This window comes from Pseudomonas sp. AC016 (assembly GCF_979253365.1).
Map to the genome: position 1 here is coordinate 2,536,777 of NZ_CEEDCC010000001.1, position 25,178 is coordinate 2,561,954.

Annotated in this window: 36 protein-coding genes; 3 read left to right on the forward strand and 33 right to left on the reverse strand. The window is 56.3% G+C overall.

Annotation, left to right across the window (positions count from 1 at the left end):
* Complete coding sequence (locus tag AC0IXS_RS11350; protein WP_057410841.1) at positions 1-762, forward strand: glycerophosphodiester phosphodiesterase family protein; 762 nt, start codon at positions 1-3, stop codon at positions 760-762.
* Positions 759-1,514, forward strand: a complete 756-nt coding sequence (locus AC0IXS_RS11355) for an inositol monophosphatase family protein (protein ID WP_122668897.1) — start codon at positions 759-761, stop codon at positions 1,512-1,514. Before AC0IXS_RS11350 ends, AC0IXS_RS11355 begins: the two co-directional genes overlap by 4 nt.
* Before the next feature lie 21 nt (positions 1,515-1,535).
* On the opposite strand, the gene AC0IXS_RS11360 is transcribed toward AC0IXS_RS11355, so the two are convergent.
* The 5 genes from AC0IXS_RS11360 to AC0IXS_RS11380 form a co-directional block, all read right to left on the reverse strand.
* Complete coding sequence (locus tag AC0IXS_RS11360) at positions 1,536-2,534, reverse strand: alkene reductase (RefSeq protein ID WP_122668896.1); 999 nt, start codon at positions 2,532-2,534, stop codon at positions 1,536-1,538.
* Between the two features lie 265 nt (positions 2,535-2,799).
* Positions 2,800-3,603, reverse strand: a complete 804-nt coding sequence (locus tag AC0IXS_RS11365; protein WP_240045166.1) for a hypothetical protein — start codon at positions 3,601-3,603, stop codon at positions 2,800-2,802.
* 86 nt (positions 3,604-3,689) lie between these two features.
* Positions 3,690-4,820, reverse strand: a complete 1,131-nt coding sequence (locus AC0IXS_RS11370) for a type IV toxin-antitoxin system AbiEi family antitoxin (RefSeq protein ID WP_122668894.1) — start codon at positions 4,818-4,820, stop codon at positions 3,690-3,692.
* A 335-nt stretch (positions 4,821-5,155) separates the two neighbouring features.
* Positions 5,156-5,710 (reverse strand): single-stranded DNA-binding protein, encoded by a 555-nt coding sequence (locus AC0IXS_RS11375; protein ID WP_004883704.1) that lies wholly within the window; start codon positions 5,708-5,710, stop codon positions 5,156-5,158.
* Between the two features lie 9 nt (positions 5,711-5,719).
* Positions 5,720-7,114: an MFS transporter gene (locus tag AC0IXS_RS11380; RefSeq protein WP_471824646.1), complete on the reverse strand. Its 1,395-nt coding sequence runs from the start codon at positions 7,112-7,114 to the stop codon at positions 5,720-5,722.
* 188 nt (positions 7,115-7,302) lie between these two features.
* Here AC0IXS_RS11380 and uvrA point away from each other — a divergent pair, with 188 nt between their 5' ends.
* Positions 7,303-10,137, forward strand: a complete 2,835-nt coding sequence (uvrA, locus tag AC0IXS_RS11385; protein WP_025995598.1) for an excinuclease ABC subunit UvrA — start codon at positions 7,303-7,305, stop codon at positions 10,135-10,137.
* A 131-nt stretch (positions 10,138-10,268) separates the two neighbouring features.
* Here uvrA and bfr read toward each other — a convergent pair whose 3' ends face one another.
* From bfr to rplD, 28 genes are all read right to left on the reverse strand, one after another.
* Positions 10,269-10,733 (reverse strand): bacterioferritin, encoded by a 465-nt coding sequence (gene bfr / locus AC0IXS_RS11390; protein ID WP_004883697.1) that lies wholly within the window; start codon positions 10,731-10,733, stop codon positions 10,269-10,271.
* A 155-nt stretch (positions 10,734-10,888) separates the two neighbouring features.
* Positions 10,889-12,334, reverse strand: a complete 1,446-nt coding sequence (locus AC0IXS_RS11395) for a catalase (protein WP_057410834.1) — start codon at positions 12,332-12,334, stop codon at positions 10,889-10,891.
* A gap of 169 nt (positions 12,335-12,503) precedes the next feature.
* On the reverse strand, positions 12,504-12,890 hold the full coding sequence (rplQ, locus tag AC0IXS_RS11400) for a 50S ribosomal protein L17 (RefSeq protein ID WP_002555463.1): 387 nt from the start codon (positions 12,888-12,890) through the stop codon (positions 12,504-12,506).
* Between the two features lie 41 nt (positions 12,891-12,931).
* Positions 12,932-13,933 (reverse strand): DNA-directed RNA polymerase subunit alpha, encoded by a 1,002-nt coding sequence (locus tag AC0IXS_RS11405; protein WP_003176403.1) that lies wholly within the window; start codon positions 13,931-13,933, stop codon positions 12,932-12,934.
* A gap of 22 nt (positions 13,934-13,955) precedes the next feature.
* Positions 13,956-14,576 carry a 30S ribosomal protein S4 gene (rpsD, locus tag AC0IXS_RS11410; RefSeq protein WP_002555465.1) on the reverse strand — a complete coding sequence of 207 codons (621 nt, stop codon included), beginning with the start codon at positions 14,574-14,576 and terminating at the stop codon, positions 13,956-13,958.
* Between the two features lie 18 nt (positions 14,577-14,594).
* Positions 14,595-14,984, reverse strand: a complete 390-nt coding sequence (gene rpsK, locus AC0IXS_RS11415; RefSeq protein WP_002555466.1) for a 30S ribosomal protein S11 — start codon at positions 14,982-14,984, stop codon at positions 14,595-14,597.
* 30 nt (positions 14,985-15,014) lie between these two features.
* Positions 15,015-15,371: a 30S ribosomal protein S13 gene (rpsM, locus tag AC0IXS_RS11420; protein WP_004883692.1), complete on the reverse strand. Its 357-nt coding sequence runs from the start codon at positions 15,369-15,371 to the stop codon at positions 15,015-15,017.
* A 130-nt stretch (positions 15,372-15,501) separates the two neighbouring features.
* Positions 15,502-15,618 carry a 50S ribosomal protein L36 gene (rpmJ, locus tag AC0IXS_RS11425; RefSeq protein ID WP_002555468.1) on the reverse strand — a complete coding sequence of 39 codons (117 nt, stop codon included), beginning with the start codon at positions 15,616-15,618 and terminating at the stop codon, positions 15,502-15,504.
* Between the two features lie 28 nt (positions 15,619-15,646).
* Positions 15,647-16,981 (reverse strand): preprotein translocase subunit SecY, encoded by a 1,335-nt coding sequence (gene secY / locus AC0IXS_RS11430; protein WP_004883689.1) that lies wholly within the window; start codon positions 16,979-16,981, stop codon positions 15,647-15,649.
* Positions 16,982-17,416 (reverse strand): 50S ribosomal protein L15, encoded by a 435-nt coding sequence (gene rplO, locus AC0IXS_RS11435; RefSeq protein WP_004883688.1) that lies wholly within the window; start codon positions 17,414-17,416, stop codon positions 16,982-16,984.
* A gap of 3 nt (positions 17,417-17,419) precedes the next feature.
* Positions 17,420-17,596, reverse strand: a complete 177-nt coding sequence (gene rpmD, locus AC0IXS_RS11440) for a 50S ribosomal protein L30 (RefSeq protein ID WP_003444363.1) — start codon at positions 17,594-17,596, stop codon at positions 17,420-17,422.
* Between the two features lie 2 nt (positions 17,597-17,598).
* Entirely contained in the window at positions 17,599-18,099 is a 501-nt protein-coding gene (gene rpsE / locus AC0IXS_RS11445) for a 30S ribosomal protein S5 (RefSeq protein ID WP_024687031.1), read from the reverse strand.
* A gap of 3 nt (positions 18,100-18,102) precedes the next feature.
* Positions 18,103-18,453 carry a 50S ribosomal protein L18 gene (rplR, locus tag AC0IXS_RS11450; RefSeq protein ID WP_002555473.1) on the reverse strand — a complete coding sequence of 117 codons (351 nt, stop codon included), beginning with the start codon at positions 18,451-18,453 and terminating at the stop codon, positions 18,103-18,105.
* A 10-nt stretch (positions 18,454-18,463) separates the two neighbouring features.
* Positions 18,464-18,997 carry a 50S ribosomal protein L6 gene (gene rplF / locus AC0IXS_RS11455; protein WP_004883684.1) on the reverse strand — a complete coding sequence of 178 codons (534 nt, stop codon included), beginning with the start codon at positions 18,995-18,997 and terminating at the stop codon, positions 18,464-18,466.
* Positions 18,998-19,009: 12 nt separating this feature from the next.
* A complete protein-coding gene (gene rpsH / locus AC0IXS_RS11460) occupies positions 19,010-19,402 on the reverse strand; it encodes a 30S ribosomal protein S8 (RefSeq protein WP_004883681.1) in 393 nt (130 codons plus the stop codon).
* Between the two features lie 213 nt (positions 19,403-19,615).
* Positions 19,616-19,921, reverse strand: coding sequence for a 30S ribosomal protein S14 (gene rpsN, locus AC0IXS_RS11465; RefSeq protein WP_002555476.1), 306 nt, complete (start codon positions 19,919-19,921; stop codon positions 19,616-19,618).
* Positions 19,922-19,934: 13 nt separating this feature from the next.
* Positions 19,935-20,474 (reverse strand): 50S ribosomal protein L5, encoded by a 540-nt coding sequence (gene rplE / locus AC0IXS_RS11470; RefSeq protein ID WP_004883677.1) that lies wholly within the window; start codon positions 20,472-20,474, stop codon positions 19,935-19,937.
* Positions 20,475-20,494: 20 nt separating this feature from the next.
* Entirely contained in the window at positions 20,495-20,809 is a 315-nt protein-coding gene (gene rplX, locus AC0IXS_RS11475; RefSeq protein WP_002555478.1) for a 50S ribosomal protein L24, read from the reverse strand.
* Between the two features lie 11 nt (positions 20,810-20,820).
* Positions 20,821-21,189 carry a 50S ribosomal protein L14 gene (gene rplN, locus AC0IXS_RS11480; protein WP_002555479.1) on the reverse strand — a complete coding sequence of 123 codons (369 nt, stop codon included), beginning with the start codon at positions 21,187-21,189 and terminating at the stop codon, positions 20,821-20,823.
* Positions 21,190-21,212: 23 nt separating this feature from the next.
* Positions 21,213-21,479, reverse strand: a complete 267-nt coding sequence (rpsQ, locus tag AC0IXS_RS11485; protein WP_002555480.1) for a 30S ribosomal protein S17 — start codon at positions 21,477-21,479, stop codon at positions 21,213-21,215.
* 2 nt (positions 21,480-21,481) lie between these two features.
* A complete protein-coding gene (gene rpmC, locus AC0IXS_RS11490) occupies positions 21,482-21,673 on the reverse strand; it encodes a 50S ribosomal protein L29 (RefSeq protein WP_002555481.1) in 192 nt (63 codons plus the stop codon).
* Entirely contained in the window at positions 21,673-22,086 is a 414-nt protein-coding gene (gene rplP / locus AC0IXS_RS11495) for a 50S ribosomal protein L16 (RefSeq protein ID WP_002555482.1), read from the reverse strand. Before rplP ends, rpmC begins: the two co-directional genes overlap by 1 nt.
* Before the next feature lie 12 nt (positions 22,087-22,098).
* Positions 22,099-22,785, reverse strand: coding sequence for a 30S ribosomal protein S3 (gene rpsC, locus AC0IXS_RS11500; RefSeq protein WP_003176422.1), 687 nt, complete (start codon positions 22,783-22,785; stop codon positions 22,099-22,101).
* Positions 22,786-22,798: 13 nt separating this feature from the next.
* Positions 22,799-23,131 carry a 50S ribosomal protein L22 gene (gene rplV / locus AC0IXS_RS11505; protein ID WP_002555485.1) on the reverse strand — a complete coding sequence of 111 codons (333 nt, stop codon included), beginning with the start codon at positions 23,129-23,131 and terminating at the stop codon, positions 22,799-22,801.
* A gap of 13 nt (positions 23,132-23,144) precedes the next feature.
* A complete protein-coding gene (rpsS, locus tag AC0IXS_RS11510; protein ID WP_004883670.1) occupies positions 23,145-23,420 on the reverse strand; it encodes a 30S ribosomal protein S19 in 276 nt (91 codons plus the stop codon).
* A gap of 16 nt (positions 23,421-23,436) precedes the next feature.
* The gene (rplB, locus tag AC0IXS_RS11515) at positions 23,437-24,261 is read right to left on the reverse strand and encodes a 50S ribosomal protein L2 (protein ID WP_003186055.1); all 825 of its coding nucleotides are present in this window, start codon (positions 24,259-24,261) and stop codon (positions 23,437-23,439) included.
* A gap of 14 nt (positions 24,262-24,275) precedes the next feature.
* Entirely contained in the window at positions 24,276-24,575 is a 300-nt protein-coding gene (rplW, locus tag AC0IXS_RS11520; RefSeq protein WP_002555488.1) for a 50S ribosomal protein L23, read from the reverse strand.
* A complete protein-coding gene (gene rplD / locus AC0IXS_RS11525) occupies positions 24,572-25,174 on the reverse strand; it encodes a 50S ribosomal protein L4 (RefSeq protein WP_004883668.1) in 603 nt (200 codons plus the stop codon). Before rplD ends, rplW begins: the two co-directional genes overlap by 4 nt.
* Between the last annotated feature and the right edge of the window lie 4 nt (positions 25,175-25,178).

A 25,178-nucleotide genomic window follows, 5' to 3' on the forward strand; every position in this document is an offset into this window, starting at 1 on the left:
ATGTCCAACCGTGCTCCGCTCGTTCGCTCATCGCTGATTGCCCATCGCGGCGCTAAAGCCTATGTACCGGAAAATACCCTGCTCGCCCTGGAAACCGCCGCGCAGCATGGCGCCAAATGGGTTGAAATCGACGTGAAGCTGACCCGCGACGGTCGGCCCATCGTCATCCACGACGACCTGCTGGACCGCACCACCAACGGAAAAGGCGCGGTCGTGCTGCATACCTTCGAGGACATCCGCAAACTGGACGCCGGGAGCTGGTTCTCGCCCACGTTCGCTGGCTTGCAGGTGCCGACCTTCGAGGAAGTGGTGGCCTGTGCGTTACGCCTGAACCTCGGCTTGCAGGTCGAGCTCAAGCCCACCATTGGCGACGACGTGGAAACCGCCGAAGTCGTCATCCCGATCCTCAAGCGAATGTGGCCGGTCAGGCTCGAGGGTTTGTTTGTCTCGAGCTTTTCAGTGCGTTCGCTCGTCCGCGCCCGCCAGTTGTGGCCGGAAGTGCCGCTGGCGATGGCCTCTCTGGTCGCTCCCGCCAATCCGGCTGCGTTGCTGGCCGAGTACGGCTGCCGGATTCTGCACGTGCTGGACGACATGCTCGACGACCACCACCTCGAACGCCTTCGCCACAGTGGCGTCGAGTTCGCCGTGGCGACCATCAACAATCCGTATAGAGCGCGCTACCTGCTGGCACGCGGCGCGCAGTCGATTCTCAGCGACTACCCTGACTTGCTCGACAAACCCGATGAAGAGGATATGCAATGAATGACCGGTTGAGCATTGCCCTGCGCTGCGTCGAAGAGGCGAGCGCGCTGGCCCTGAAGCACTTCAATAATCGCCACACCCTGGACATCGCCACCAAAAGCCCGCAGGACCTGGTGTCCGAGGCAGACCTTGAGGTCGAGCATATGATACGGGCCCGGCTCAATGAGTTTTTCCCGGATGAGCCTGTACTGGGCGAGGAGTTGGGCGGCGAAGTCATTATCGATGGCTGGACGCTGGACCCCATCGACGGTACCGGCAACTTCCTGCGCGGCTCGCCTTTGTGGGGCATCTCCCTCGCCTACCTTGCAGCGGGGCAACCTGTGATAGGTGTCATTGCCTACCCGGCACTGGACTACACCCTGTCCGCCAAGTCCGGCAAAGGTGTCTGGCTGAACGGCGACCCCTTTGTCCGCCCGGAACCGCCACAAAACCTGCGCATCGTTGGCATTGGTTCGAGCAACAACTGGCCTGCCGAGTCTCTGGGGCAACTGGAACTGAACCTGCGTCACAACGGCTGGGGGCTGGCAGGCTACCGCTGCGCCACCATTGGCCTGGGCTTCGCGGCGCTCGGTCAGATCGATGGCTACCTCGAACGATTCACCAATCTGTGGGACATCGCCGCAGGTGCCGTCATCTGCCGGGAAGCGGGTTTGCTGTGCAGGATCGAGGGCAAACAGATACCGGCCGCCATGAGTGTGGCCGTGGGGAGCGAAGAGTTAATGGCCGTGTTTGCGGGTTCACGCGGCGATTGAACGTGCGGGAGAGCGCATCCGTCATGGCGACGGATGCGTGGCTGGCGTCAGCGGCGCGCCCGTCTTCAGACGCTCGGTCAGGTCCGGATTGCTGATGAAGGGACGACCGAACGCCACCAGATCAAGGTCATAGCCGTTGTTGGCCAGATAGGTCTGATGGAAGCGTTGGCGCAATTGCCCGTAATCGAACGGCGCCGCATCACGCGGCCCACCGGTTGCGCCCTCGACCACATGCAGGTAAACAACGCCCAGCACATCGAGTTCTTCAACGATGTAGTTGTACTGCGGCTGAGGATCGCTGCTGCTGATCGCGCCAGCCGGCGATGCAGGCGAAATACGCACACCGGTGCGCTCGGCACCGATCTCGGCAACCACCGCAGCGGTGACTTCCAACAACAGACGCGCACGATTCTCGACAGAGCCGCCGTAAGCGTCAGTCCGCGTATTCGCTCCGTCCTTGATGAACTGCTCCAGCAGATAACCGTTCGCGCCATGCACTTCCACACCATCAAAGCCGGCTGCCATGGCATTCGCCGCCGCCTGACGAAAATCATTCACGATGCCCGGCAACTCGCTCAACTCCAGCGCACGCGGCTCGGAAACATCATGAAAACCGTTGTTCACGAACGTCTTGGTCTCCGCCCGAATCGCCGAAGGCGCGACCGGCGCAGCGCCACCCGGCTGCAAATCCACATGAGAAATACGCCCCACGTGCCACAGCTGCACAAAAATACGCCCGCCCCTGGCATGCACCTCGTCCGTCACCTTGCGCCAGCCATCAATCTGCGCCTGGGTATAGATACCCGGCGTGTCCTGATAACCCTGCGCCTGCGGCGAAACCTGAGTAGCCTCGGTGATCAGCAAACCGGCAGAAGCACGCTGACCGTAATAGGTTGCAGCCAGCTCGCTCGGCACCAATCCTGCGCCCGCACGGTTGCGGGTCAGAGGGGCCATGACAATACGGTTGGCGAGGACGAGATTGCCTAGGCGGTACGTGTCGAAGAGGGTTTTTTCGGTCATTTCAGGGCCTGTGATCTGGAGAGTTTTGGTCAGTTGGATGAGCCTTGGGCGCGTATGGGAGGAAGCGCTTGAGGACATCTTTGGATAGAAAACAGGATTATGATGATAACCAAAATCTAAACCGTCAAGCGTTTTGATGTTAAGCAACATCTATAGCCGGATAGAGACAAGCAGGCATAAAAAAGCGAAGCCCGGTGAGTGGCTTCGCTTTGGGTGGTGCGGTTCTGAAGCTGCAAAGGAGACGCCATGCGTCGGAGACACTGCCTCATGAGGTCTGCATTGACTGGGCGTCGATCTCTGCCAGCAAAGCTTGAATCAACCCTGCCGCGAAACGCTGCCGAGCGATAAGCTCGTCCTCATCTTCGCCACCCCAGAAACGTGCGTAGGCCACAGCGCCTACTTTTTCGTAGCCTTCTCCATGCCGGTCGTCCCCAAAGCGTCTTGCCAATGCTGCCAGCCCATCATGCACCGCCTCTGGGTGCTGCTCTGAACGAATACGCTCAACAAATAGAGCCGCGACTTCCTTTACCGTGCCTGAGTACATGACCACATGGATGAGGTCGGCGGCATCCTTTCTCTCCTGACGTTGATCCAGAGCCAATGCTTTCAGAATTACAAATGCTGGCACGTCTGCGAACCGCACAGTGTCGACTGATAGACCATCGCCATCCAGGAGTTGGGCTGAAATCTCCTTTTCCTGATACCAGTCGTGGACGATTCGGGCGTGCCTGATTGTGAGCGCCGATACTTTTTCCCCGTCGACGCTGATTGCCTTGCCAGGGTCGTCATCGCCTGCGTCCCGGAGAAGCTCAACGACTACCTCAATATGGTCATCAACCTTACGGCGCCAGCGCCAGGAAGCAGGAGTCCCCTTTTCGACCCAGCGGGTGAAACCCTTTGCTTTTAGCTGCTGCGCGAGGCTGGCGTACTCGTTTCCAACAGCAAGTACCTCCAGATTCAATACAATGTCTACATCCGAAGTCCCCGCATGCAACGGAACGTCTGGCGGGGTCGCCGGGGTGAGGTAACGAGGAACCAGGCCGCCGACAAGCCTCAGGGTTTCCTTCATATTTCCGAAAGCGCTTAGCAGTGTGAGCAATGTCCTCTCGCACGCAGAAGTAACATCTTGATCGTATCCAGCCGCTGTACGAGGCTTCAATCCCTTTGCCATAAAGACTCCAAATACTCCCTGATGTTTTCCGCCAGTTCTTTATTGCGGCCTCGACCATCCAGCAAATCCAGGTAGAGAATGCAGCTGCTTGCAATAAATCCAGGGAAGTCTGGATGCCTGTCGCGATACAGCAAGCTCGCAGGCTCGCGCTCGATGAGCGTGACGTTCGCCCCTTTGCTGACTGGCTTCAGACCTAGCACGTCAGCCATTCTTTCTGCGTAGCCCTTGGGCACAATGATTTGCGCACCGTCAGTGCCAGTCAGCAACGGAGTAACGACATTAGCAGCAGCGGCTCCGGTGAACGCCCACGGAAAATCAACTTGGGCGCGGTCTATGCGATCTGCCAAGCGCTCCAGCATGTGCCTGGGGTTTTCGACGAAGGTGTACCACTTCGTCTGCTTCTCTTTGCGCTCCTGCCATTTTTCAGCCCAGGCATCCAGGAGCTTTTCAGGACGAATGAGCATTCTGCGTTTACTCGGCCCGCCACCAGAAGACTCCACCCACTCACGCAACGTCAACTCCTGCAAGACTACAGAGCAGGTATACGAAGAGGTCTCAGCCTGCTCAGCCAGCTCCGCGCCGGTTAGCCATGCATTTGCATGCATCAGGAGAGCATGGACAACGCTCCCGCGTGCGTCGGTGAAAATATCTATGCTGCGCGAGTAATTCTTCAGGCGTTTAGGAGCCTTATTGATACTGATAAGCCAAGTCTCGTGCCTCAGGTGAAGACTGCCTCCCAGATCGAAGAAAGCGATGTTCTCGGACTTCAGTTCAGCCCTGGCTCCAGGGCTTAATGAGCCAGCAGCAAGCATCCCAATAGCGTCGTGGGCATGGTCCTGGTAGCGCATGTACTTGTTCAGCGACCAAACGGCACCCCTTATATCTCGAGGGTAGACGTCCCTTTTGACCTCTACATAGATCATCAGCGTTTTGTAGGGGGTTTGGATTTCGATCAGTGCGTCTGGCTCAGAGTCAGATGATGAAGCAAACGGCAGACCCGCCAAATGTCGCACAGATGCATCAGGCCCCAAAGCCTCTTCGAGAGTACGTGTCAGTTCCTCCAGAACAAGCTTCTCGAACTCGAACCCGCCAGATTCACGATGATATTGATCCATCTACCTTAGCCTCATAAACTTTTTTAGCTGCGCAGCAAAAAGTGCAAAATCAGCTAAACCTTAGGCCTAACAGTATCATTAGCTGATCAGCTAAAAAACCATTTCAGACTAATCTTTCGGCGCAAAAATTGGTTTTTTGCAGCGTGCATTTGGTGTGACCGCCTCACTATGCCCAAACCTTCTTGTGTGAATCCCGTCCGAGGAACTCGTTCCTGACGTAGAACTCAAGTCAGAGCATTTGTTGAGCGTCATCTGTTTTTTTATGGCTCGAAAACTAAAAAGCCCCCGCAATGCGGGGGCTTCCAAGAGAAACCTGACGAAAAGGTCTTGGTGTACTAGAACGGAATATCGTCATCAAAACTATCGAAATCAGCAGCCGGCTGCGGTGCTTGCTGCTGTGGCGCAGGGCGGGACTCGCGTTGCTGTGGAGGCTGCTGGTTGTAGTTCTGCTGTGGCGGAGCCGACTGCTGCGGGCGCGACTGCTGTGGACGAGGGGCGGACTGGTTGTAGTTGCCGCCACCCTGGCCCTGTTGTGCGTCGCCCTGTGGACGGCCGCCCAGCAATTGCATGGTGCCTTGCATGTCGACAACGATCTCTGTGGTGTAACGCTTGATGCCGTCTTTTTCCCACTCGCGGGTCTGCAGCTTGCCCTCGATGTAGACCTGCGAACCCTTGCGCAGGTATTCGCCAGCGATTTCGGCAACCTTGCCGAACATCGAAACACGGTGCCACTCGGTCTTCTCGACCTTCTGACCGGTCTGTTTGTCAGTCCACTGTTCGCTGGTTGCCAGACTCAGGTTGGTCACGGCGTTACCGTTAGGCAAGTAGCGAACTTCGGGATCCTGGCCGCATGTACCGACCAATATGACTTTGTTAACCCCACGGGCCATAACGTTCTCCTAGGCTTCGCACGCTTCTGATGCTGGGTTGATCAGCTTTTCGAGAGAGGCACGATCCAATAATTTTGTATCCAGTTTGATATAGATGGCTGCCTCCTCGGCAACCACCACTGCATCCGTTACGCCGTTTACGGACTTTAAACGCTCTGCCAGGCCTGCATCACGCTGCGCCTCTGGCGACAACGGCAGACGTAGGCTGGTCACGTAAGGCGGTTCACGCATGGTCATTGCAAACGCAAGCCAGACGGCGGCCATGGCTGCACCACCAAGGAACACCACATCGAGCCCACCGTGCTGGAACAACCAGCCGCCCAGTATCCCACCTGCGGCCGATCCAAGAAACTGGCTGGTGGAATAAACCCCCATTGCCGTCCCTTTTCCGCCAGCCGGTGACACTTTGCTGATCAGCGACGGCAAAGACGCCTCCAGCAGGTTGAACGCGGTGAAGAATACCACTGTCCCTATGACCAGTGTCCGCAACGTGTTACCAAATGCCCAGAAGTAGAGCTCGGATACCATTAGCACCGTCACGGCACCGAGCAGAACGCGCTTCATCTGGCGCTTCTTCTCACCGTATATGATGAACGGGATCATCGCAAAGAACGAAATCAGCAGTGCAGTCAGGTAGACCCACCAGTGCTGTTCCTTGGGCAGACCGGCTTTTTCGACCAGCGCCAGCGGCAGTGCGACGAAGCTGGACATGAGCATGGCGTGCAACACGAAGATGCCCAAATCCAGACGCAGCAGGTCCGGGTGACGCAACGTCTGCCCGAGCGCCTGTCTGGCGACGCCGGACTCACGATGCAGCAGCGGGCCGTTTGCCTTGGGCACGATGAACGCGATGATCAGGATTCCCAGCAGAGCCATGCCGCCGGTGGCCAGAAACAGCCCCGACAACCCGAACACGCCGGTGATGACCGGACCGACGACCATTGCGACGGCGAACGACAGACCGATGGTCATGCCGATCATGGCCATGGCCTTGGTGCGGTGCTGCTCGCGGGTCAGGTCGGAAAGCAGCGCCATGACCGCAGCGGAAATCGCACCGGCACCCTGCAGGATACGGCCGGCGATGATGCCCCAGATTGAATCCGCATTCGCTGCGACAACGCTGCCGATGGCGAAGATGATCAGACCCAGGTAGATGACCGGACGCCGACCGATGCGGTCGGAAATGATCCCGAACGGGATCTGCAGCACAGCCTGGGTCAGGCCGTATGCGCCGATGGCCAGGCCGATCAGCGCGGGGCTGGCGCCCGCCAGGTCCATGCCGTAAGTGGCCAGGACCGGAAGCACCATGAACATACCGAGCATGCGGAACGCAAAGACCAGCGCAAGACCGCCTGCGGCACGTGTCTCGCCGCTGCTCATTCGTTCGCTGTGGAGATCGTGCATGGAGAAACCTCGTGTGAACCGGCGGCGATTCTACCAGTCCCATCGATTGACGGGGTATATCGCGACGCTTTGCCGCGTTTACATGACAGAGTATTCATCTCTGCCTGTAAAGCCGGCGGATAGTGTGTATCCATCCAGTATTTATCCGTATACTCCCATGTTTTCGACGCCCGCCGTGCGAGGCCATTTTGGACAAGATCCTGATTCGTGGGGCTCGAACCCACAACCTGAAAAATATTGACCTGACCCTTCCACGCGACAAGCTGATCGTTATCACCGGATTGTCCGGCTCTGGCAAATCATCTTTGGCTTTCGACACGCTCTACGCCGAAGGGCAGCGGCGTTATGTCGAGTCGCTGTCAGCCTATGCCCGGCAGTTCCTGTCGATGATGGAAAAGCCGGACGTCGACACCATCGAAGGCCTGTCACCTGCGATTTCCATCGAACAGAAGTCGACGTCCCACAACCCGCGCTCGACCGTGGGCACCATCACCGAGATCTACGACTACCTGCGCCTGCTGTATGCGCGAGTCGGCCAGCCTCGCTGCCCGGACCATGACATTCCGCTGGAAGCCCAGACCGTCAGCCAGATGGTCGACCTGGTGCTGGCCCAACCGGAGGGCAGCAAGCTGATGTTGCTGGCGCCGGTCATTCGCGAGCGCAAGGGCGAACACCTGTCAGTCTTCGAAGAGCTGCGTGCCCAGGGCTTCGTGCGGGCTCGGGTCAACGGCAAGTTGTGCGAGCTGGATGAACTGCCGAAGCTCGATAAGCAGAAGAAGCACTCCATCGACGTGGTCGTGGACCGCTTCAAGGTGCGTGCGGACCTGCAGCAGCGTCTGGCCGAGTCTTTCGAAACAGCATTGAAGCTGGCCGACGGCATTGCGCTGGTTGCGCCGATGGACGATGAACCGGGCGAAGAGACGATCTTCTCCGCACGCTTCGCCTGCCCGATCTGTGGCCATGCGATCAGCGAGTTGGAGCCCAAGCTGTTCTCGTTCAACAACCCGGCTGGCGCGTGCCCGACCTGCGACGGCCTGGGCGTGAAGCAGTTCTTCGACATCAAGCGACTGGTGAATGCCGAATTGACGCTGGCCGAAGGCGCGATACGCGGGTGGGACAGGCGAAACGTCTATTACTTCCAGATGCTGGGCTCGCTGTCCAAGCACTACGGTTTCAGCCTGGAAGTACCCTTCAAGGCGTTGCCTGCCGATCAGCAGAAGATCCTGCTCAACGGCAGCGGCTCGCAGAACGTCGACTTCCGCTACCTGAACGACCGTGGCGACATCGTCAAACGCGCTCACCCGTTCGAAGGTATCGTGCCGAACCTGGAGCGTCGCTATCGGGAAACCGAATCGGCGACCGTTCGTGAAGAACTGGCCAAGTTCCTCGGCACCCAGCCCTGCCCTGACTGCCGCGGCACGCGTCTGCGCCGTGAAGCGCGTCATGTGTGGGTGGGCGAGAAAACACTGCCTGCCGTCACCAATCTGCCGATTGGCGACGCCACTCACTACTTCGACACCCTGAAGCTGACCGGTCGCCGTGGCGAAATTGCCGACAAGATTCTCAAGGAAATCCGCGAGCGCCTGCAGTTTCTGGTGAACGTGGGCCTTGATTACCTGACCCTTGATCGCAGCGCGGACACTCTGTCAGGTGGCGAGGCGCAGCGTATTCGTCTCGCCAGCCAGATCGGTGCGGGTCTGGTCGGGGTGATGTACATCCTCGACGAGCCGTCCATTGGCCTGCACCAGCGTGACAACGACCGCCTGCTCGGCACGCTCAAGCATCTGCGGGACATTGGCAACACGGTGATCGTGGTCGAGCATGACGAGGATGCGATTCGTCTGGCCGACTACGTGGTGGACATTGGCCCTGGGGCTGGTGTGCATGGCGGACATATTGTCGCCGAAGGCACGCCTGATGAGGTCATGTCGCATCCCGACTCGCTGACCGGCAAGTACCTGTCGGGCCGCGTCAAGATTGAAGTCCCGGCCAAGCGGACGCCTCGCAACAAGAAGCTTTCGCTGACACTGAAAGGCGCCCGTGGCAACAACCTGCAGAACGTGAACCTCGAGATCCCGATTGGTCTGCTGACCTGCGTCACGGGTGTCTCTGGATCGGGCAAATCGACGCTGATCAACAACACGCTGTTCCCGCTCAGCGCAACTGCACTGAATGGCGCGACCACGCTTGAAGCCGCCACACATGACAGCATCAACGGCCTGCAGCATCTGGACAAGGTCGTGGACATCGACCAGAGCCCGATCGGTCGTACGCCCCGCTCCAACCCGGCGACCTATACCGGGCTTTTCACGCCCATACGTGAACTGTTCGCCGGTGTGCCGGAGTCGCGTTCACGTGGTTACGGTCCGGGCCGGTTCTCGTTCAACGTCAAGGGCGGGCGCTGCGAAGCCTGTCAGGGCGATGGCTTGATCAAGGTAGAGATGCACTTTCTGCCGGACATCTACGTGCCGTGCGATGTGTGCAAGAGCAAGCGCTACAACCGTGAAACGCTGGAGATCAAGTACAAGGGCAAGAGCATCCATGAGGTGCTGGAAATGACCATCGAAGAGGCGCGTGAATTCTTCGATGCCGTTCCCGCCCTGGCGCGCAAGCTGCAGACCTTGATGGATGTGGGGCTTTCCTACATCAAGCTGGGTCAGTCGGCGACGACGTTGTCGGGGGGCGAGGCTCAGCGCGTCAAGCTGTCGCGCGAGCTGTCCAAGCGTGATACCGGCAAGACGCTGTACATCCTCGACGAGCCGACCACAGGCCTGCATTTCGCGGATATCCAGCAACTGCTCGACGTCCTGCACCGCCTGCGCGATCACGGCAACACCGTGGTCGTGATCGAGCACAACCTGGACGTCATCAAGACGGCGGACTGGCTGGTCGATCTGGGTCCGGAAGGCGGTTCGCGCGGTGGACAGATCATCGCCACCGGCACGCCGGAACAGGTCGCCGAGATGAAGCAGTCCTATACCGGGCATTACCTCAAGCCGTTGCTGATACGCGACAAGGCTTGATGGGTACCGACCTGCCGAGTCTGGCTTCGGCCGGATCCGGTCAGGTCCCTACCGGAACGCTCGAATCGAAGACGAAAAAAAGCTCCTGTCACGCAAGTGCAGGAGCTTTTTTCGTTACAGCCGATGTTGGATCAGAACTGCGATTGCAGGTAGTTCTGCAAGCCGATGGACTTGATCAGACCCATTTGCTGTTCCAGCCAATAGGTGTGGTCTTCCTCGGTATCGGCCAATTGCACGCGAAGGATGTCACGGCTGATGTAGTCCTTGTGCAGCTCGCAGAGGGCGATGCCCTTGCACAGCGCAGCACGGACCTTGTACTCAAGACGAAGATCGCTGGCGAGCATCTCAGGCACTGTGGTGCCGATGTCCAGATCGTCCGGACGCATGCGCGGCGTGCCTTCAAGCATCAGGATACGACGCATCAACGCATCAGCGTGTTGCGCCTCTTCTTCCATCTCGTGATTGATGCGCTCGTAGAGCTTGGCGAAACCCCAGTCTTCATACATACGCGAATGGATGAAATATTGGTCACGAGCCGCCAGTTCGCCAGTGAGCAATGTGTTCAGATAATCGATTACTTCTGGATGGCCTTGCATCGCACCAGATCTCCTGCTTCAAAGGCGATAGTTTGAACCAAGCGTCGCCGCAGGTCACTCGGAAAAACGCAATAATCCGATAAAAAGCGTCGAATTTACGCCATCCAGAAGCGAAAAACCGCCCAAATGAGGGCGGTTCTGTTTCTCACTTCGACTCAGCCCAGTTTCACACCCAGAGCGTCGACGATGCCTTGACCATAAGCGGCGTCAGCTTTGTGGAAGTGCTGCAACTGACGCTGCACGACGTCGCTGGATACGCCACCCATTGCACCGGCAATGTTATTGATCAACAGCGCTTTCTGATCGGCGCTCATCAGGTTGAACAACTTGCCCGCCTGACTGTAGTAATCACCGTCCACGCGGTGGTCGTGACGATCAGCGGTGCCGCTTAATGCCAGTGCTGGCTCTGCGTAGCGCGCCTCCTGCTTGGGCGCATCCGAGTAGCTGTTTGGCTCGTAGTTCGGTGCAGCGCCACCATTGGTGCCAAATGCCATCGAACCGTCACGCTGGTAGCTGTAAACCGGGTTTTTCGGCGCGTTGATCGGCAGTTGCTGGTGGTTGGTGCCGACGCGGTAGCGGTGGGCATCTGCGTAGGCGAACACACGCCCTTGCAGCATGCGGTCTGGCGATAGCCCTACACCAGGCACCATGTTGCTCGGACCAAACGCCGCCTGCTCGACTTCGGCAAAGTAGTTCAGCGGATTGCGGTTCAACTCCATCTCACCGACTTCAATCAACGGGTACTCTTTCTGCGACCAGGTTTTGGTCACGTCGAACGGGTTCTCGTGATGGTTGTTGGCCTGAGCTTCAGTCATCAACTGAATGCAGACCTGCCACTTCGGGAAGTCGCCTTTTTCGATAGCAGTGAACAGATCGCGCTGAGCGTAATCAGGATCGGTACCGGCGATGCGTGCAGCATCCTCAGGCGCGAGGTTCTTGATGCCTTGCCTGCTCTTGTAGTGCCACTTCACCCAGTGACGTTCGCCATTGGCGCTGATCAGACTGTAGGTGTGGCTGCCAAAGCCGTGCATGTGGCGGTAGCCATCAGGAATACCGCGATCCGAAAACAGGATGGTGACCTGGTGCAAGGCTTCTGGAGAGTGCGACCAGAAGTCCCACATCATCTGCGGACTTTTCAGGTTGGTCTGCGGCAGACGCTTCTGCGTGTGGATGAAGTCAGGGAATTTCAGCGGATCACGGATGAAGAACACCGGCGTGTTATTGCCCACGATGTCCCAGTTACCTTCCTGAGTATAAAACTTCACGGCGAAGCCACGAGGATCGCGTTCGGTATCAGCCGAGCCACGCTCGCCACCGACCGTGGAGAAGCGAATGAAGATGGGGGTCTGCTTGCCTACGGCGTTGAACAGGTCGGCGCTGGTGTACTGCGTGATGTCTTGGGTCACGGTGAACGTGCCGTGAGCACCCGAACCCTTGGCATGTACGCGACGCTCTGGAATGTTCTCGCGATTGAAGTGGGCGAGCTTCTCGATCAGGTGGAAATCGTCCAGCAGCAAAGGACCCCGTGGGCCTGCCGAGCGGGAGTTCTGGTTGTCGGCGACTGGCGCACCACTGGCGGTCGTAAGCGTCTTCTGGGTCATGCAATGTCTTCCTCAGGCTCTATATAGCCGGCTAATCAGCTTGAGCGAGATTATTATTCGAAAGCATCACATGAGGAAATTTATTAATTGTTAAATGTTGATAAGTTTTCTTAATTTAAGGCAACAAAAAACCGGGCACAGGGCCCGGTTTCTTGTTCAAGCTGATGTCTTATTCAGCGGCTTCTACAGAGCCACCGACAGGACGATCAACCAACTCGACGTACGCCATAGGCGCGTTGTCGCCAGCGCGGAAACCGCACTTGAGGATGCGCAGGTAGCCGCCCTGACGGGTTGCGTAGCGCTTGCCCAGATCGTTGAACAGCTTGCCGACGATTTCTTTCGAACGAGTACGGTCGAAAGCCAGACGACGGTTAGCAACACTGTCTTCCTTGGCCAGGGTGATCAGCGGCTCGGCAACGCGGCGCAGTTCCTTGGCTTTCGGCAGGGTAGTCTTGATCAGCTCGTGCTCGAACAGCGACACCGCCATGTTTTGAAACATGGCTTTGCGGTGAGAGCTGGTACGGCTCAGGTGACGTCCACTTTTACGATGACGCATGGTTCATTCCTTACCAAACTCGCGTTCGGTGATTACGACGATCAGGCCGTAGCCTTGTCGTCCTTCTTAAGACTTGCCGGCGGCCAGTTGTCGAGGCGCATGCCGAGGGACAGACCACGGGAGGCCAGAACGTCTTTGATCTCAGTCAAAGACTTCTTCCCAAGGTTCGGAGTTTTCAACAGTTCTACTTCGGTGCGCTGAATCAGGTCACCAATGTAGTAAATGTTCTCCGCCTTAAGGCAGTTAGCCGAACGTACAGTCAGTTCCAAATCGTCAACCGGACGGAGCAGGATCGGATCGATCTCGTCTTCCTGTTCGATTACCACTGGTTCACTGTCGCCTTTGAGGTCGACGAACGCAGCCAACTGCTGTTGCAGAATGGTTGCAGCGCGGCGAATGGCCTCTTCAGGATCCAGCGTACCGTTGGTTTCCAGATCAATAACCAGCTTGTCCAGGTTGGTACGCTGTTCGACACGGGCGTTTTCCACCACGTATGCGATACGGCGAACCGGGCTGAACGAAGAGTCAAGCTGCAAGCGACCAATGCTGCGGCTTTCGTCTTCATCGCTTTGACGCGAGTCTGCCGGCTCATAACCACGACCACGAGCTACGGTGAGCTTCATGTTCAAGGCGCCGTTAGACGCCAGGTTAGCGATTACGTGATCGGGGTTAACGATCTCGACATCATGATCCAGCTGAATATCGGCAGCGGTAACCACCCCCGAACCCTTCTTCGACAAGGTCAGCGTAACTTCGTCTCGACCGTGCAGCTTGATAGCCAGACCTTTAAGGTTCAACAGGATTTCAATGACGTCTTCCTGTACACCTTCGATGGCGCTGTACTCATGGAGTACACCGTCAATCTCGGCCTCGACTACTGCACAGCCGGGCATGGAGGACAACAAAATGCGGCGAAGCGCGTTGCCCAGGGTATGGCCGAAACCACGCTCGAGAGGCTCGAGAGTGATCTTGGCGCGGGTTGGACTGACAACCTGCACATCAATATGGCGGGGTGTCAGGAACTCATTTACCGAAATCTGCATGGATGCACCTATTTTCTAGCCCTTACTTGGAGTAGAGCTCGACAATCAGGCTTTCGTTGATGTCGGCGGATAGATCACTGCGAGCTGGTACGTTCTTGAAAACGCCCGATTTCTTCTCAGTGTCTACTTCTACCCATTCTACGCGGCCACGTTGGGCACACAGATCGAGAGCCTGGACAATACGCAGTTGGTTCTTAGCCTTTTCGCGGATAGCAACAACGTCGCCAGCACGAACCTGATAAGAAGGAACGTTAACGGTTTTGCCGTTGACGCTAACAGACTTGTGCGAAACCAATTGACGGGATTCGGCACGAGTCGAGCCGAAGCCCATGCGGTATACAACGTTGTCCAGACGGCATTCGAGCAGCTGCAGCAGGTTCTCACCTGTTGCGCCTTTCTTGCCGGCGGCTTCTTTGTAGTAGCCGCTGAACTGACGCTCGAGAACGCCGTAGATACGACGGACTTTTTGCTTTTCACGCAGCTGAGTACCGTAATCGGACTGGCGACCGCGGCGCTGGCCGTGGATGCCTGGAGCTGCTTCGATGTTGCACTTGGATTCGATAGCGCGAACGCCGCTCTTCAGAAAGAGATCGGTGCCTTCACGACGAGCAAGTTTGCATTTTGGACCAATGTAACGAGCCATTTCTTACAGTCTCCTGGATTACACGCGGCGCTTCTTCGGCGGACGGCACCCGTTGTGCGGGATTGGCGTCACGTCGGTGATGCTGGCGATCTTATAGCCACAGCCGTTCAATGCACGGACAGCGGATTCACGACCTGGGCCTGGACCCTTGACATTGACGTCGAGGTTCTTCAGACCGTATTCCAGCGCAGCTTGACCAGCACGTTCAGCAGCTACCTGAGCAGCGAACGGCGTGGACTTGCGGGAACCACGGAAACCCGAACCGCCGGAGGTAGCCCACGAAAGAGCGTTACCTTGACGATCGGTAATGGTGACGATTGTGTTGTTAAACGACGCGTGGATGTGGGCGATGCCATCAACCACTGTCTTTTTAACTTTTTTACGAGGACGAGCAGCAGGTTTTGCCATGACTAAATTCCTGTCGTTGCGCTGGAGCGATTACTTGCGGATCGGCTTACGCGGACCTTTGCGAGTACGCGCGTTGGTCTTGGTACGCTGACCGCGTACAGGCAGACCACGACGATGACGCAGACCGCGATAGCAGCCCAGGTCCATCAAGCGCTTGATTTTCATGTTGATTTCGCGACGCAGGTCACCTTCAGTGGTGAACTTCGCCACTTCGCCACGCAGCTGTTCAATCTGCTCGTCGCTCAGATCTTTGATCTTCGCCGCCGGGTTAACCCCGGTGGTTGCACAAATTTTCTGTGCAGTGGTGCGACCAACACCATAGATGTAGGTCAGCGAGATAACAGTATGCTTGTTATCTGGAATGTTAACGCCTGCAATACGGGCCATTCAGTGGGACTCCAATTGACAGCTACCTACGCCCCGGAAGCCAAGAAATAGGGCGCGAGATAATATCGCTGTAGTAACAAATAATCAACCCAGCAGCGCACTAGCTGCTGGGCTTAAGCACAAATCACAATCAGCCTTGGCGCTGCTTATGACGTGGTTCCGCGCTGCAAATTACTCGAACAACACCTTCGCGGCGAATAATCTTGCAGTTACGGCACAGCTTTTTCACCGATGCACGAACTTTCATCACCAACTCCTCGAACCTTAGGGGTGCTTCAGCGCAGCATACCGCCGCTGCCACCGTAGCCCTTCAGGTTGGCTTTCTTCATCAGGGATTCATACTGGTGCGAAACGAGGTGAGATTGCACTTGAGACATGAAGTCCATCACAACCACGACCACGATCAGCAACGAGGTCCCGCCAAGGTAGAACGGTACGTTTGCCGCAACCACCAGAAACTGGGGAAGCAGACACACGGCCGTCATATAAAGAGCACCGAACATGGTCAAACGAGTCAGAACGCCATCAATGTAGCGCGCCGACTGCTCGCCTGGACGAATACCCGGAATAAAGGCACCGGACTTCTTCAGGTTTTCCGCTACGTCTTTCGGATTGAACATCAACGCCGTATAGAAGAAGCAGAAGAAAATAATCCCTGCACTAAACAGCAGAATATTCAACGGCTGACCAGGAGCGATCGACTGCGAGATGTCCTGCAACCAGCCCAGACCTTCAGACTGACCAAACCAGGAACCCAGCGAAGCCGGGAACAGCAAAATGCTGCTCGCAAAAATGGCCGGAATCACACCAGCCATGTTCACTTTCAGCGGCAAGTGGCTTGTCTGTGCAGCGAAGACCTTGCGGCCCTGCTGACGCTTGGCGTAGTGAACGGCGATACGACGCTGACCACGCTCAATGAAGACCACGAAACCGATGATCGCTACTGCCAGCAAACCGATTGCGACCAGAGCGAAGATATTGATATCACCCTGACGTGCAGACTCGAAAGACTGCCCTATCGCTCTCGGAAGACCGGCGACGATACCTGCGAAAATCAACATCGAGATACCGTTGCCGACACCGCGCTCGGTAATCTGCTCGCCCAGCCACATCATGAACATCGCACCTGCCACGAAGGTGGTTACGGCCACAAAATGGAAACCCAGGTCCCCAGAAAACGCTACGCCCTGACTGGCCAGGCCGACGGACATGCCGACAGCTTGAACCAGAGCCAGGACTACGGTGCCATAGCGGGTGTACTGGCTAATCTTGCGACGGCCAGCTTCACCTTCCTTCTTCAACTGCTCCAGTTGCGGGCTGACGGCGGTCATCAACTGCATGATGATCGATGCCGAAATGTACGGCATGATCCCCAGTGCAAAGATGCTCATCCGTTCCAGCGCGCCACCGGAAAACATGTTGAACAAGCTAAGAATGGTCCCCTCATTCTGTCGAAACAGTTCTGCGAGTCGGTCCGGGTTGATACCTGGAACCGGGATGTGTGCGCCTATTCGGTAGACGATAATCGCCAGGAACAGAAAACGCAGACGAGCCCAGAGTTCAGACATACCGCCTTTGCCGAGCGCAGAGAGAGCACCTTGCTTAGCCATTTATTCCTCGAACTTGCCGCCAGCTGCTTCGATAGCCGCACGCGCACCTTTGGTGGCGGCGATACCTTTGATGGTGACAGCGCGAGTAACTTCGCCCGACAGCATGATTTTCACACGCTGTACGTTCTGGTTAATCACGTTGGCATCCTTCAGGGTCTGCACAGTTACGATGTCGCCTTCCACTTTGGCCAGCTCGGACAGACGCACTTCTGCGCGGTCCATGGCTTTCAGGGAAACGAAACCGAATTTTGGCAGGCGACGATGCAGCGGCTGTTGGCCGCCCTCAAAGCCCGGAGCAATGGTGCCACCGGAGCGGGAGGTCTGACCTTTGTGGCCGCGGCCACCAGTCTTACCCAAACCGCTACCGATACCACGGCCCGGACGATGCTTTTCGCGACGGGAACCCGGCGCTGGACTCAGATCATTGAGTTTCATCGATTAACCCTCGACTCGCAGCATGTAGTAAGCCTTGTTGATCATCCCGCGATTTTCGGGAGTATCCAGGACTTCTACAGTGTGACCGATGCGACGCAGACCCAAACCCTTAATGCACAATTTGTGATTAGGGATGCGGCCGGTCATGCTTTTGATCAGCGTTACTTTTACGGTAGCCATGATCAGATGATCTCCTCAACACGCTTGCCACGTTTGGCAGCGATGGACTCAGGAGACTGCATGCCCTTCAGACCCTTGAAAGTGGCGTGAACCACGTTTACAGGGTTAGTCGAGCCGTAGCACTTGGCCAACACGTTCTGAACACCAGCAACTTCCAGCACTGCGCGCATAGCGCCGCCAGCGATGATACCGGTACCTTCAGAAGCAGGCTGCATGTACACCTTCGAAGCGCCATGGGCGGACTTCATTGCGTACTGCAGTGTGGTGCCGTTCAGATCCACCTGGATCATGTTGCGGCGAGCAGCTTCCATCGCTTTCTGGATTGCAGCAGGCACTTCACGTGACTTGCCACGGCCGAAGCCAACGCGCCCTTTACCATCACCCACTACGGTCAACGCAGTGAAAGTGAAGATACGGCCGCCTTTTACGGTTTTGGCCACGCGGTTAACTTGAACCAGCTTCTCGATGTAGCCTTCGTCGCGTTTTTGGTCGTTATTTGCCATAACTTAGAACTCCAGCCCGCCTTCACGAGCAGCATCAGCCAGCGCTTTGACACGGCCGTGGTACTTGAAGCCAGAACGGTCGAAAGCCACTTGCGATACGCCCGCGGCTTTTGCACGCTCGGCGACCAGCTTGCCAACCTTAGTGGCCGCGTCGATGTTGCCAGTGGCGCCATCACGCAGTTCTTTGTCCAAAGTCGAGGCGCTTGCCAGGACTTTGCTGCCGTCGGCCGAAATGACCTGGGCATAAATGTGCTGCGAAGAGCGGTGCACGCAGAGACGCACGACTTCCAGCTCGTGCATTTTCAGGCGTGCTTTGCGAGCGCGACGCAGTCGGGTAACTTTTTTGACGGTCATTTGCTATGCCCTACTTCTTCTTGGCTTCTTTACGGCGGACGACTTCGTCCGCGTAACGCACACCTTTGCCTTTGTAAGGCTCAGGACGGCGGAAGTCGCGGATCTCAGCGGCCACTTGACCAACCAACTGCTTATCGATACCGCGAATCAGGATATCGGTCTGGCTGGGGGTCTCAGCGGTGATGCCATTCGGCAATTCGTAATCCACCGGGTGCGAGAAGCCAAGTGCCAGGTTCAGGACCGTGCCTTTTGCTTGCGCTTTGTAACCAACACCGACCAGCTGGAGCTTGCGCTCGAAGCCTTGGCTTACGCCCTGGACCATGTTGTTAACCAGTGCACGAGTTGTGCCGGCCATTGCGCGGGTTTGTTGATCGCCATTGCGAGCAGCGAAACGCAGCTCACCAGCTTCTTCAACAATCTCAACAGACGAATGGACGTTCAGTTCTAGAGTGCCCTTCGCACCCTTCACCGAAAGCTGCTGACCGACGAGTTTGACTTCGACGCCGGATGGCAACTTAACGGGGTTCTTAGCTACGCGTGACATGCTTATCCCCCCTTAGAACACAGTGCAAAGCACTTCGCCACCGACACCGGCAGCGCGCGCAGCACGATCCGTCATCACACCTTTGTTGGTGGAGACGATAGACACACCGAGACCGCCACGAACTTTTGGCAGATCGTCGGAGGACTTGTACTGACGCAAGCCTGGGCGGCTGACGCGCTTAACTTCTTCAATGACCGGACGGCCTTCGAAGTACTTAAGCTCGATGGACAGCGATGGTTTAACTTCGCTGCTGATCTGATAACCCGCAATGTAGCCTTCGTCCTTCAGGACTTTTGCTACAGCAACCTTCAACGTGGAAGATGGCATGCTTACGACGGGCTTTTCAGCCATCTGGGCATTACGGATACGAGTTAGCATGTCCGCTAACGGGTCCTGCATACTCATGGGCTAGACGCTCCTAAAACAAAATAATTAGCCTTACGGCTACAGCTTATCGCCGAGATTTTCCGGGCAAGTGAAAACACGGACTCAGGCGAGCCGGCAATTCTAGTCCTACCCCAGAAATGAATCAAGCCCCAAAAGGGGCTTGATTCAAATTCAGGCTTCATTCCAACCGACAACCTGCGCCGTCGATCGGATTGAAGCGAGAGTTGCGCCTTACCAGCTGGCTTTAACCAGACCTGGTACGTCGCCACGCATGGCAGCTTCACGCAGCTTGTTACGGCCAAGGCCGAACTTGCGGTAAACGCCGTGTGGACGACCAGTGATGCGGCAACGGTTACGCATGCGTGCAGCGCTTGCGTCACGTGGTTGCTTCTGCAGAGCTACGGTAGCTTCCCAACGCGCTTCTGGACTTGCGTTCAGATCAACGATGATTGCTTTAAGCTCAGCACGCTTCTTGGCGTACTTGGCAACAGTGAGCTGACGCTTCAGCTCACGGTTTTTCATGCTCTTCTTGGCCATTTTCCTACTCCAATCAGTTGCGGAACGGGAATTTGAAAGCACGCAGCAATGCGCGGCCTTCATCATCGTTCTTGGCAGTGGTGGTCAGGGTGATGTCCAGACCGCGGAGAGCATCGATCTTGTCGTAGTCGATTTCCGGGAAAATGATCTGCTCTTTCACGCCCATGCTGTAGTTACCACGACCATCGAAGGACTTGGCATTCAGGCCGCGGAAGTCGCGAACCCGAGGCAGGGAGATCGACAGCAGACGATCCAGGAATTCATACATACGATCGCGGCGCAGAGTCACTTTGACGCCGATCGGCCATCCTTCACGGACTTTAAAGCCAGCGATGGATTTCCGAGCGTAAGTCACAACGACTTTTTGACCGGTGATCTTTTCCAGGTCAGCAACAGCGTGCTCGATGACTTTCTTGTCGCCGATCGCTTCGCCCAGACCCATGTTCAGGGTGATTTTGGTAACGCGCGGAACTTCCATCACGTTCGCGAGCTTAAGTTCTTCCTTAAGCTTCGGAGCGATTTCCTTCCGGTAAATCTCTTTTAGTCGTGCCATGGTCTTCTACCTAGCAGTGTTCAAGCATCAACCGCTTTTTGGGTCGACTTGAAGACACGAATTTTCTTGCCGTCTTCAACTTTGAAACCAACGCGGTCAGCCTTGTTGGTTGCGCCGTTGAAAATGGCGACGTTGGAAGCGTGCAGTGGCGCTTCTTTCTCGACGATACCGCCCTGTACGCCCGACATCGGGTTAGGCTTGGTATGACGCTTCACCAGGTTGATCCCACCAACGACCAGACGGTCGTCAGCGAGAACCTTGAGCACCTTACCGCGCTTACCTTTGTCTTTGCCGGCGATCACGATGATCTCGTCGTCACGACGAATCTTTTGCATGTCGGATCTCCTTACAGAACTTCTGGGGCGAGCGAGACGATCTTCATGAACTTCTCAGTACGAAGTTCACGCGTCACTGGCCCAAAGATACGGGTACCGATCGGCTCCTGCTTGTTGTTCAACAGAACAGCAGCATTGCCATCGAAGCGGATGATGGAGCCGTCTGCACGACGAACGCCATGGCGAGTGCGGACTACAACAGCAGTCATCACTTGGCCTTTCTTCACCTTGCCGCGCGGAATTGCTTCCTTCACGGTTACTTTGATGATGTCACCGATACCAGCGTAACGACGATGGGAGCCACCCAGCACCTTGATGCACATAACGCGGCGTGCGCCGCTGTTATCGGCCACATCGAGCATGGATTGAGTCTGAATCATATAATTTCTCCGACCCTTAGCCCTTAGACTTCCACAGCGCGTTCGAGGATATCAACCAACGCCCAAGACTTGGTCTTGGCTACCGGACGAGTTTCACGAATCGTGACCTTGTCGCCGATATGGCACTGGTTGGTTTCGTCGTGCGCGTGCAGCTTAGTCGAACGCTTAACGTATTTACCGTAGATTGGGTGCTTTACGCGACGCTCAATCAGAACGGTGATGGTCTTGTCCATCTTGTCGCTGACGACACGGCCAGTCAGCGTACGGACGGTTTTTTCGGCTTCAGCCATGATTACTTACCTGCCTGCTGGTTGAGCACAGTCTTCACGCGAGCGATGTCACGCTTAACTTGCGAGAGCAGGTGAGACTGCCCCAACTGGCCAGTTGCTTTCTGCATACGCAGATTGAACTGGTCGCGCAGCAGGCCGAGCAGTTGCTCGTTCAGCTGCTGTGCTGATTTTTCACGAAGTTCATTCGCTTTCATCACATCACCGTCCGCTTAACAAAGGAGGTGGCGAGTGGCAGCTTTGCAGCAGCCAGGGCGAAAGCCTCACGCGCCAGCTCTTCAGTAACACCCTCGATTTCATACAGGACTTTGCCTGGCTGAATCTGGGCAACCCAGTACTCGACGTTACCCTTACCTTTACCCATCCGAACTTCGAGTGGCTTCTTGGTGACAGGCTTGTCCGGGAATACACGGATCCAGATCTTGCCGCCACGTTTTACGTGACGGGTCAGAGCACGACGCGCTGACTCGATCTGACGAGCGGTGAGACGACCACGAGCAACAGACTTCAGCGCGAACTCGCCGAAGCTGACTTTGCTACCGCGCAGTGCCAGACCACGGTTGTGGCCGGTCATCTGCTTGCGGAACTTCGTACGCTTTGGTTGCAACATTTGGCGTACCCCTTACTTAGCAGCTTTTTTACGAGGCGCTGGTGCTTGTGGTTTCAGTTCTTCTTGGCGACCACCAATTACTTCGCCTTTGAAGATCCAAACCTTTACACCGATCACACCATAAGTGGTGTGAGCTTCGTAGTTGGCATAGTCGATGTCGGCACGCAGGGTGTGCAATGGCACACGCCCTTCGCGATACCATTCAGTACGTGCGATTTCAGCACCGCCGAGACGACCGCTCACTTGGATTTTGATGCCTTTGGCACCAATGCGCATTGCGTTCTGTACAGCGCGCTTCATAGCGCGACGGAACATTACGCGACGCTCCAGCTGCTGAGCTACGCTCTGCGCAACCAACATACCGTCCAGCTCCGGCTTGCGGATCTCTTCGATATTGATGTGCACAGGCACACCCATTTGCTTGGTCAGGTCCTGACGCAGTTTCTCAACATCTTCACCTTTCTTGCCGATCACGATGCCGGGACGAGCGGTGTGGATGGTGATACGTGCAGTCTGAGCCGGACGATGGATATCGATACGGCTTACGGACGCGCTTTTTAGTTTGTCTTGGAGATACTCTCGCACCTTCAGATCAGCGAACAAATAGTCCGCATAAGTCCGACCGTCGGCGTACCAGACGGAGGTGTGCTCCTTGACGATTCCCAGGCGAATGCCAATGGGATGTACTTTCTGACCCATCTCTTCGACTCCGTTACTTGTCAGCAACCTTGACAGTGATATGGCAAGACCGCTTGACGATGCGATCAGCACGGCCTTTGGCACGTGGCATGATTCGCTTCAGCGAACGCCCTTCGTTGACGAAAACGGTGGAGACCTTAAGGTCATCAACGTCTGCGCCTTCGTTATGCTCGGCGTTGGCTACAGCCGACTCCAGCACTTTCTTCAGGATCTCGGCGGCTTTCTTACTGCTGAAAGCCAACAGGTTGAGCGCTTCGCCCACCTTCTTCCCGCGGATCTGGTCGGCGACCAAGCGGGCTTTCTGGGCGGAGATTCGAGCGCCCGACAACTTAGCGGCTACTTCCATCGTTCCTTACCCCTTAACGCTTGGCTTTCTTGTCTGCCACGTGCCCACGATATGTGCGGGTACCGGCAAACTCGCCTAGTTTATGGCCGACCATGTCTTCGCTCACGAGAACGGGAACATGCTGACGACCGTTATGCACTGCAATGGTCAAACCGACCATTTGTGGCAGGATCATCGAACGACGCGACCAGGTTTTAACTGGTTTGCGATCGTTCTTTTCCGCCGCCACTTCGATCTTCTTCAGTAGGTGAAGATCAATAAAAGGACCTTTTTTCAGAGAACGTGGCACTGTCGTATCCCTCTATTTACTTGCGACGACGGACGATCATTTTGTCGGTACGCTTATTACCACGAGTCTTCGCGCCCTTAGTCGGGAAGCCCCACGGCGATACCGGATGACGACCACCAGAGGTACGACCTTCACCACCACCATGTGGGTGGTCAACCGGGTTCATGGCAACACCACGAACGGTTGGGCGAACGCCACGCCAGCGTTTGGCACCAGCTTTACCCAGCGAACGCAGGCTGTGCTCGGAGTTCGAGACTTCGCCAAGCGTTGCACGGCATTCAGCCAATACTTTACGCATTTCACCGGAGCGAAGACGCAGGGTTACGTACACACCTTCACGAGCGATCAGCTGTGCGGAAGCACCAGCGGAACGTGCGATCTGTGCGCCTTTACCTGGCTTCAATTCGATGCCGTGTACGGTGCTACCAACTGGAATGTTGCGCAGTTGAAGAGCGTTGCCCGGCTTGATTGGTGCCAGAGCACCCGCAATCAGCTGGTCGCCAGCACTCACGCCTTTAGGGGCGATGATGTAGCGGCGCTCGCCGTCTGCGTAAAGCAGCAGAGCAATGTGAGCAGTACGGTTTGGATCGTATTCGATACGCTCGACAGTGGCAGCGATGCCATCTTTGTCGTTGCGACGGAAGTCGACCAGACGATAATGCTGCTTATGGCCACCACCGATGTGACGGGTAGTGATACGGCCATTGTTGTTACGACCACCAGACTTCGATTTTTTCTCGAGCAGCGGTGCGTGAGGAGCGCCTTTATGCAGCTCCTGGTTGACCACCTTGACCACAAAACGGCGGCCAGGGGAAGTCGGTTTGCATTTAACGATTGCCATGATGCACCCCTTCCTTACTCAGCACTGCTGCTGAAATCGAGATCTTGGCCTGGCTGAAGGGAGATAACTGCCTTCTTCCAGTCATTACGCTTGCCCAGACCGCGAGCAGTGCGCTTGCTCTTACCCAGAACATTCAGGGTAGTAACACGCTCTACTTTCACGCTGAACAGGCTTTCGACGGCCTTCTTGATTTCCAGCTTGGTTGCGTCAGTTGCAACCTTGAAAACGAACTGGCCTTTCTTGTCAGCCAGAACCGTGGCCTTTTCGGAAACGTGCGGGCCAAGTAGAACTTTAAATACGCGTTCCTGGTTCATCCCAGCAGCTCCTCGAATTTCTTCACGGCCGACACGGTGATCAACACCTTGTCGTATGCGATCAGACTAACTGGATCGGAACCCTGTACGTCACGAACATCAACGTGCGGCAGGTTACGAGCAGCCAGGTACAGATTCTGGTCAACAGCGTCAGACACGATCAGGACATCAGTCAGACCCATGCCATTCAGCTTGCTCAGCAAGTCTTTGGTTTTCGGTGCTTCAACAGCGAAGTCCTGAACCACGACCAGACGATCAGTACGAACCAGTTCAGCAAGGATGGAGCGCAGTGCTGCGCGATACATCTTCTTGTTGAGCTTCTGAGAGTGGTCCTGTGGACGAGCTGCGAAAGTGGTACCGCCGCCACGCCAGATTGGGCTACGGATAGTACCGGCACGAGCGCGGCCAGTACCCTTTTGACGCCATGGGCGCTTACCGCCACCGGATACGTCAGAACGGGTCTTTTGCTGCTTGCTACCCTGACGACCGCCAGCCATGTAGGCCACGACTGCCTGGTGAACCAGCGTCTCGTTGAATTCGCCGCCAAATGTCAGTTCGGAAACTTCGATTGCTTGAGCGTCATTTACATTTAATTGCATGTCA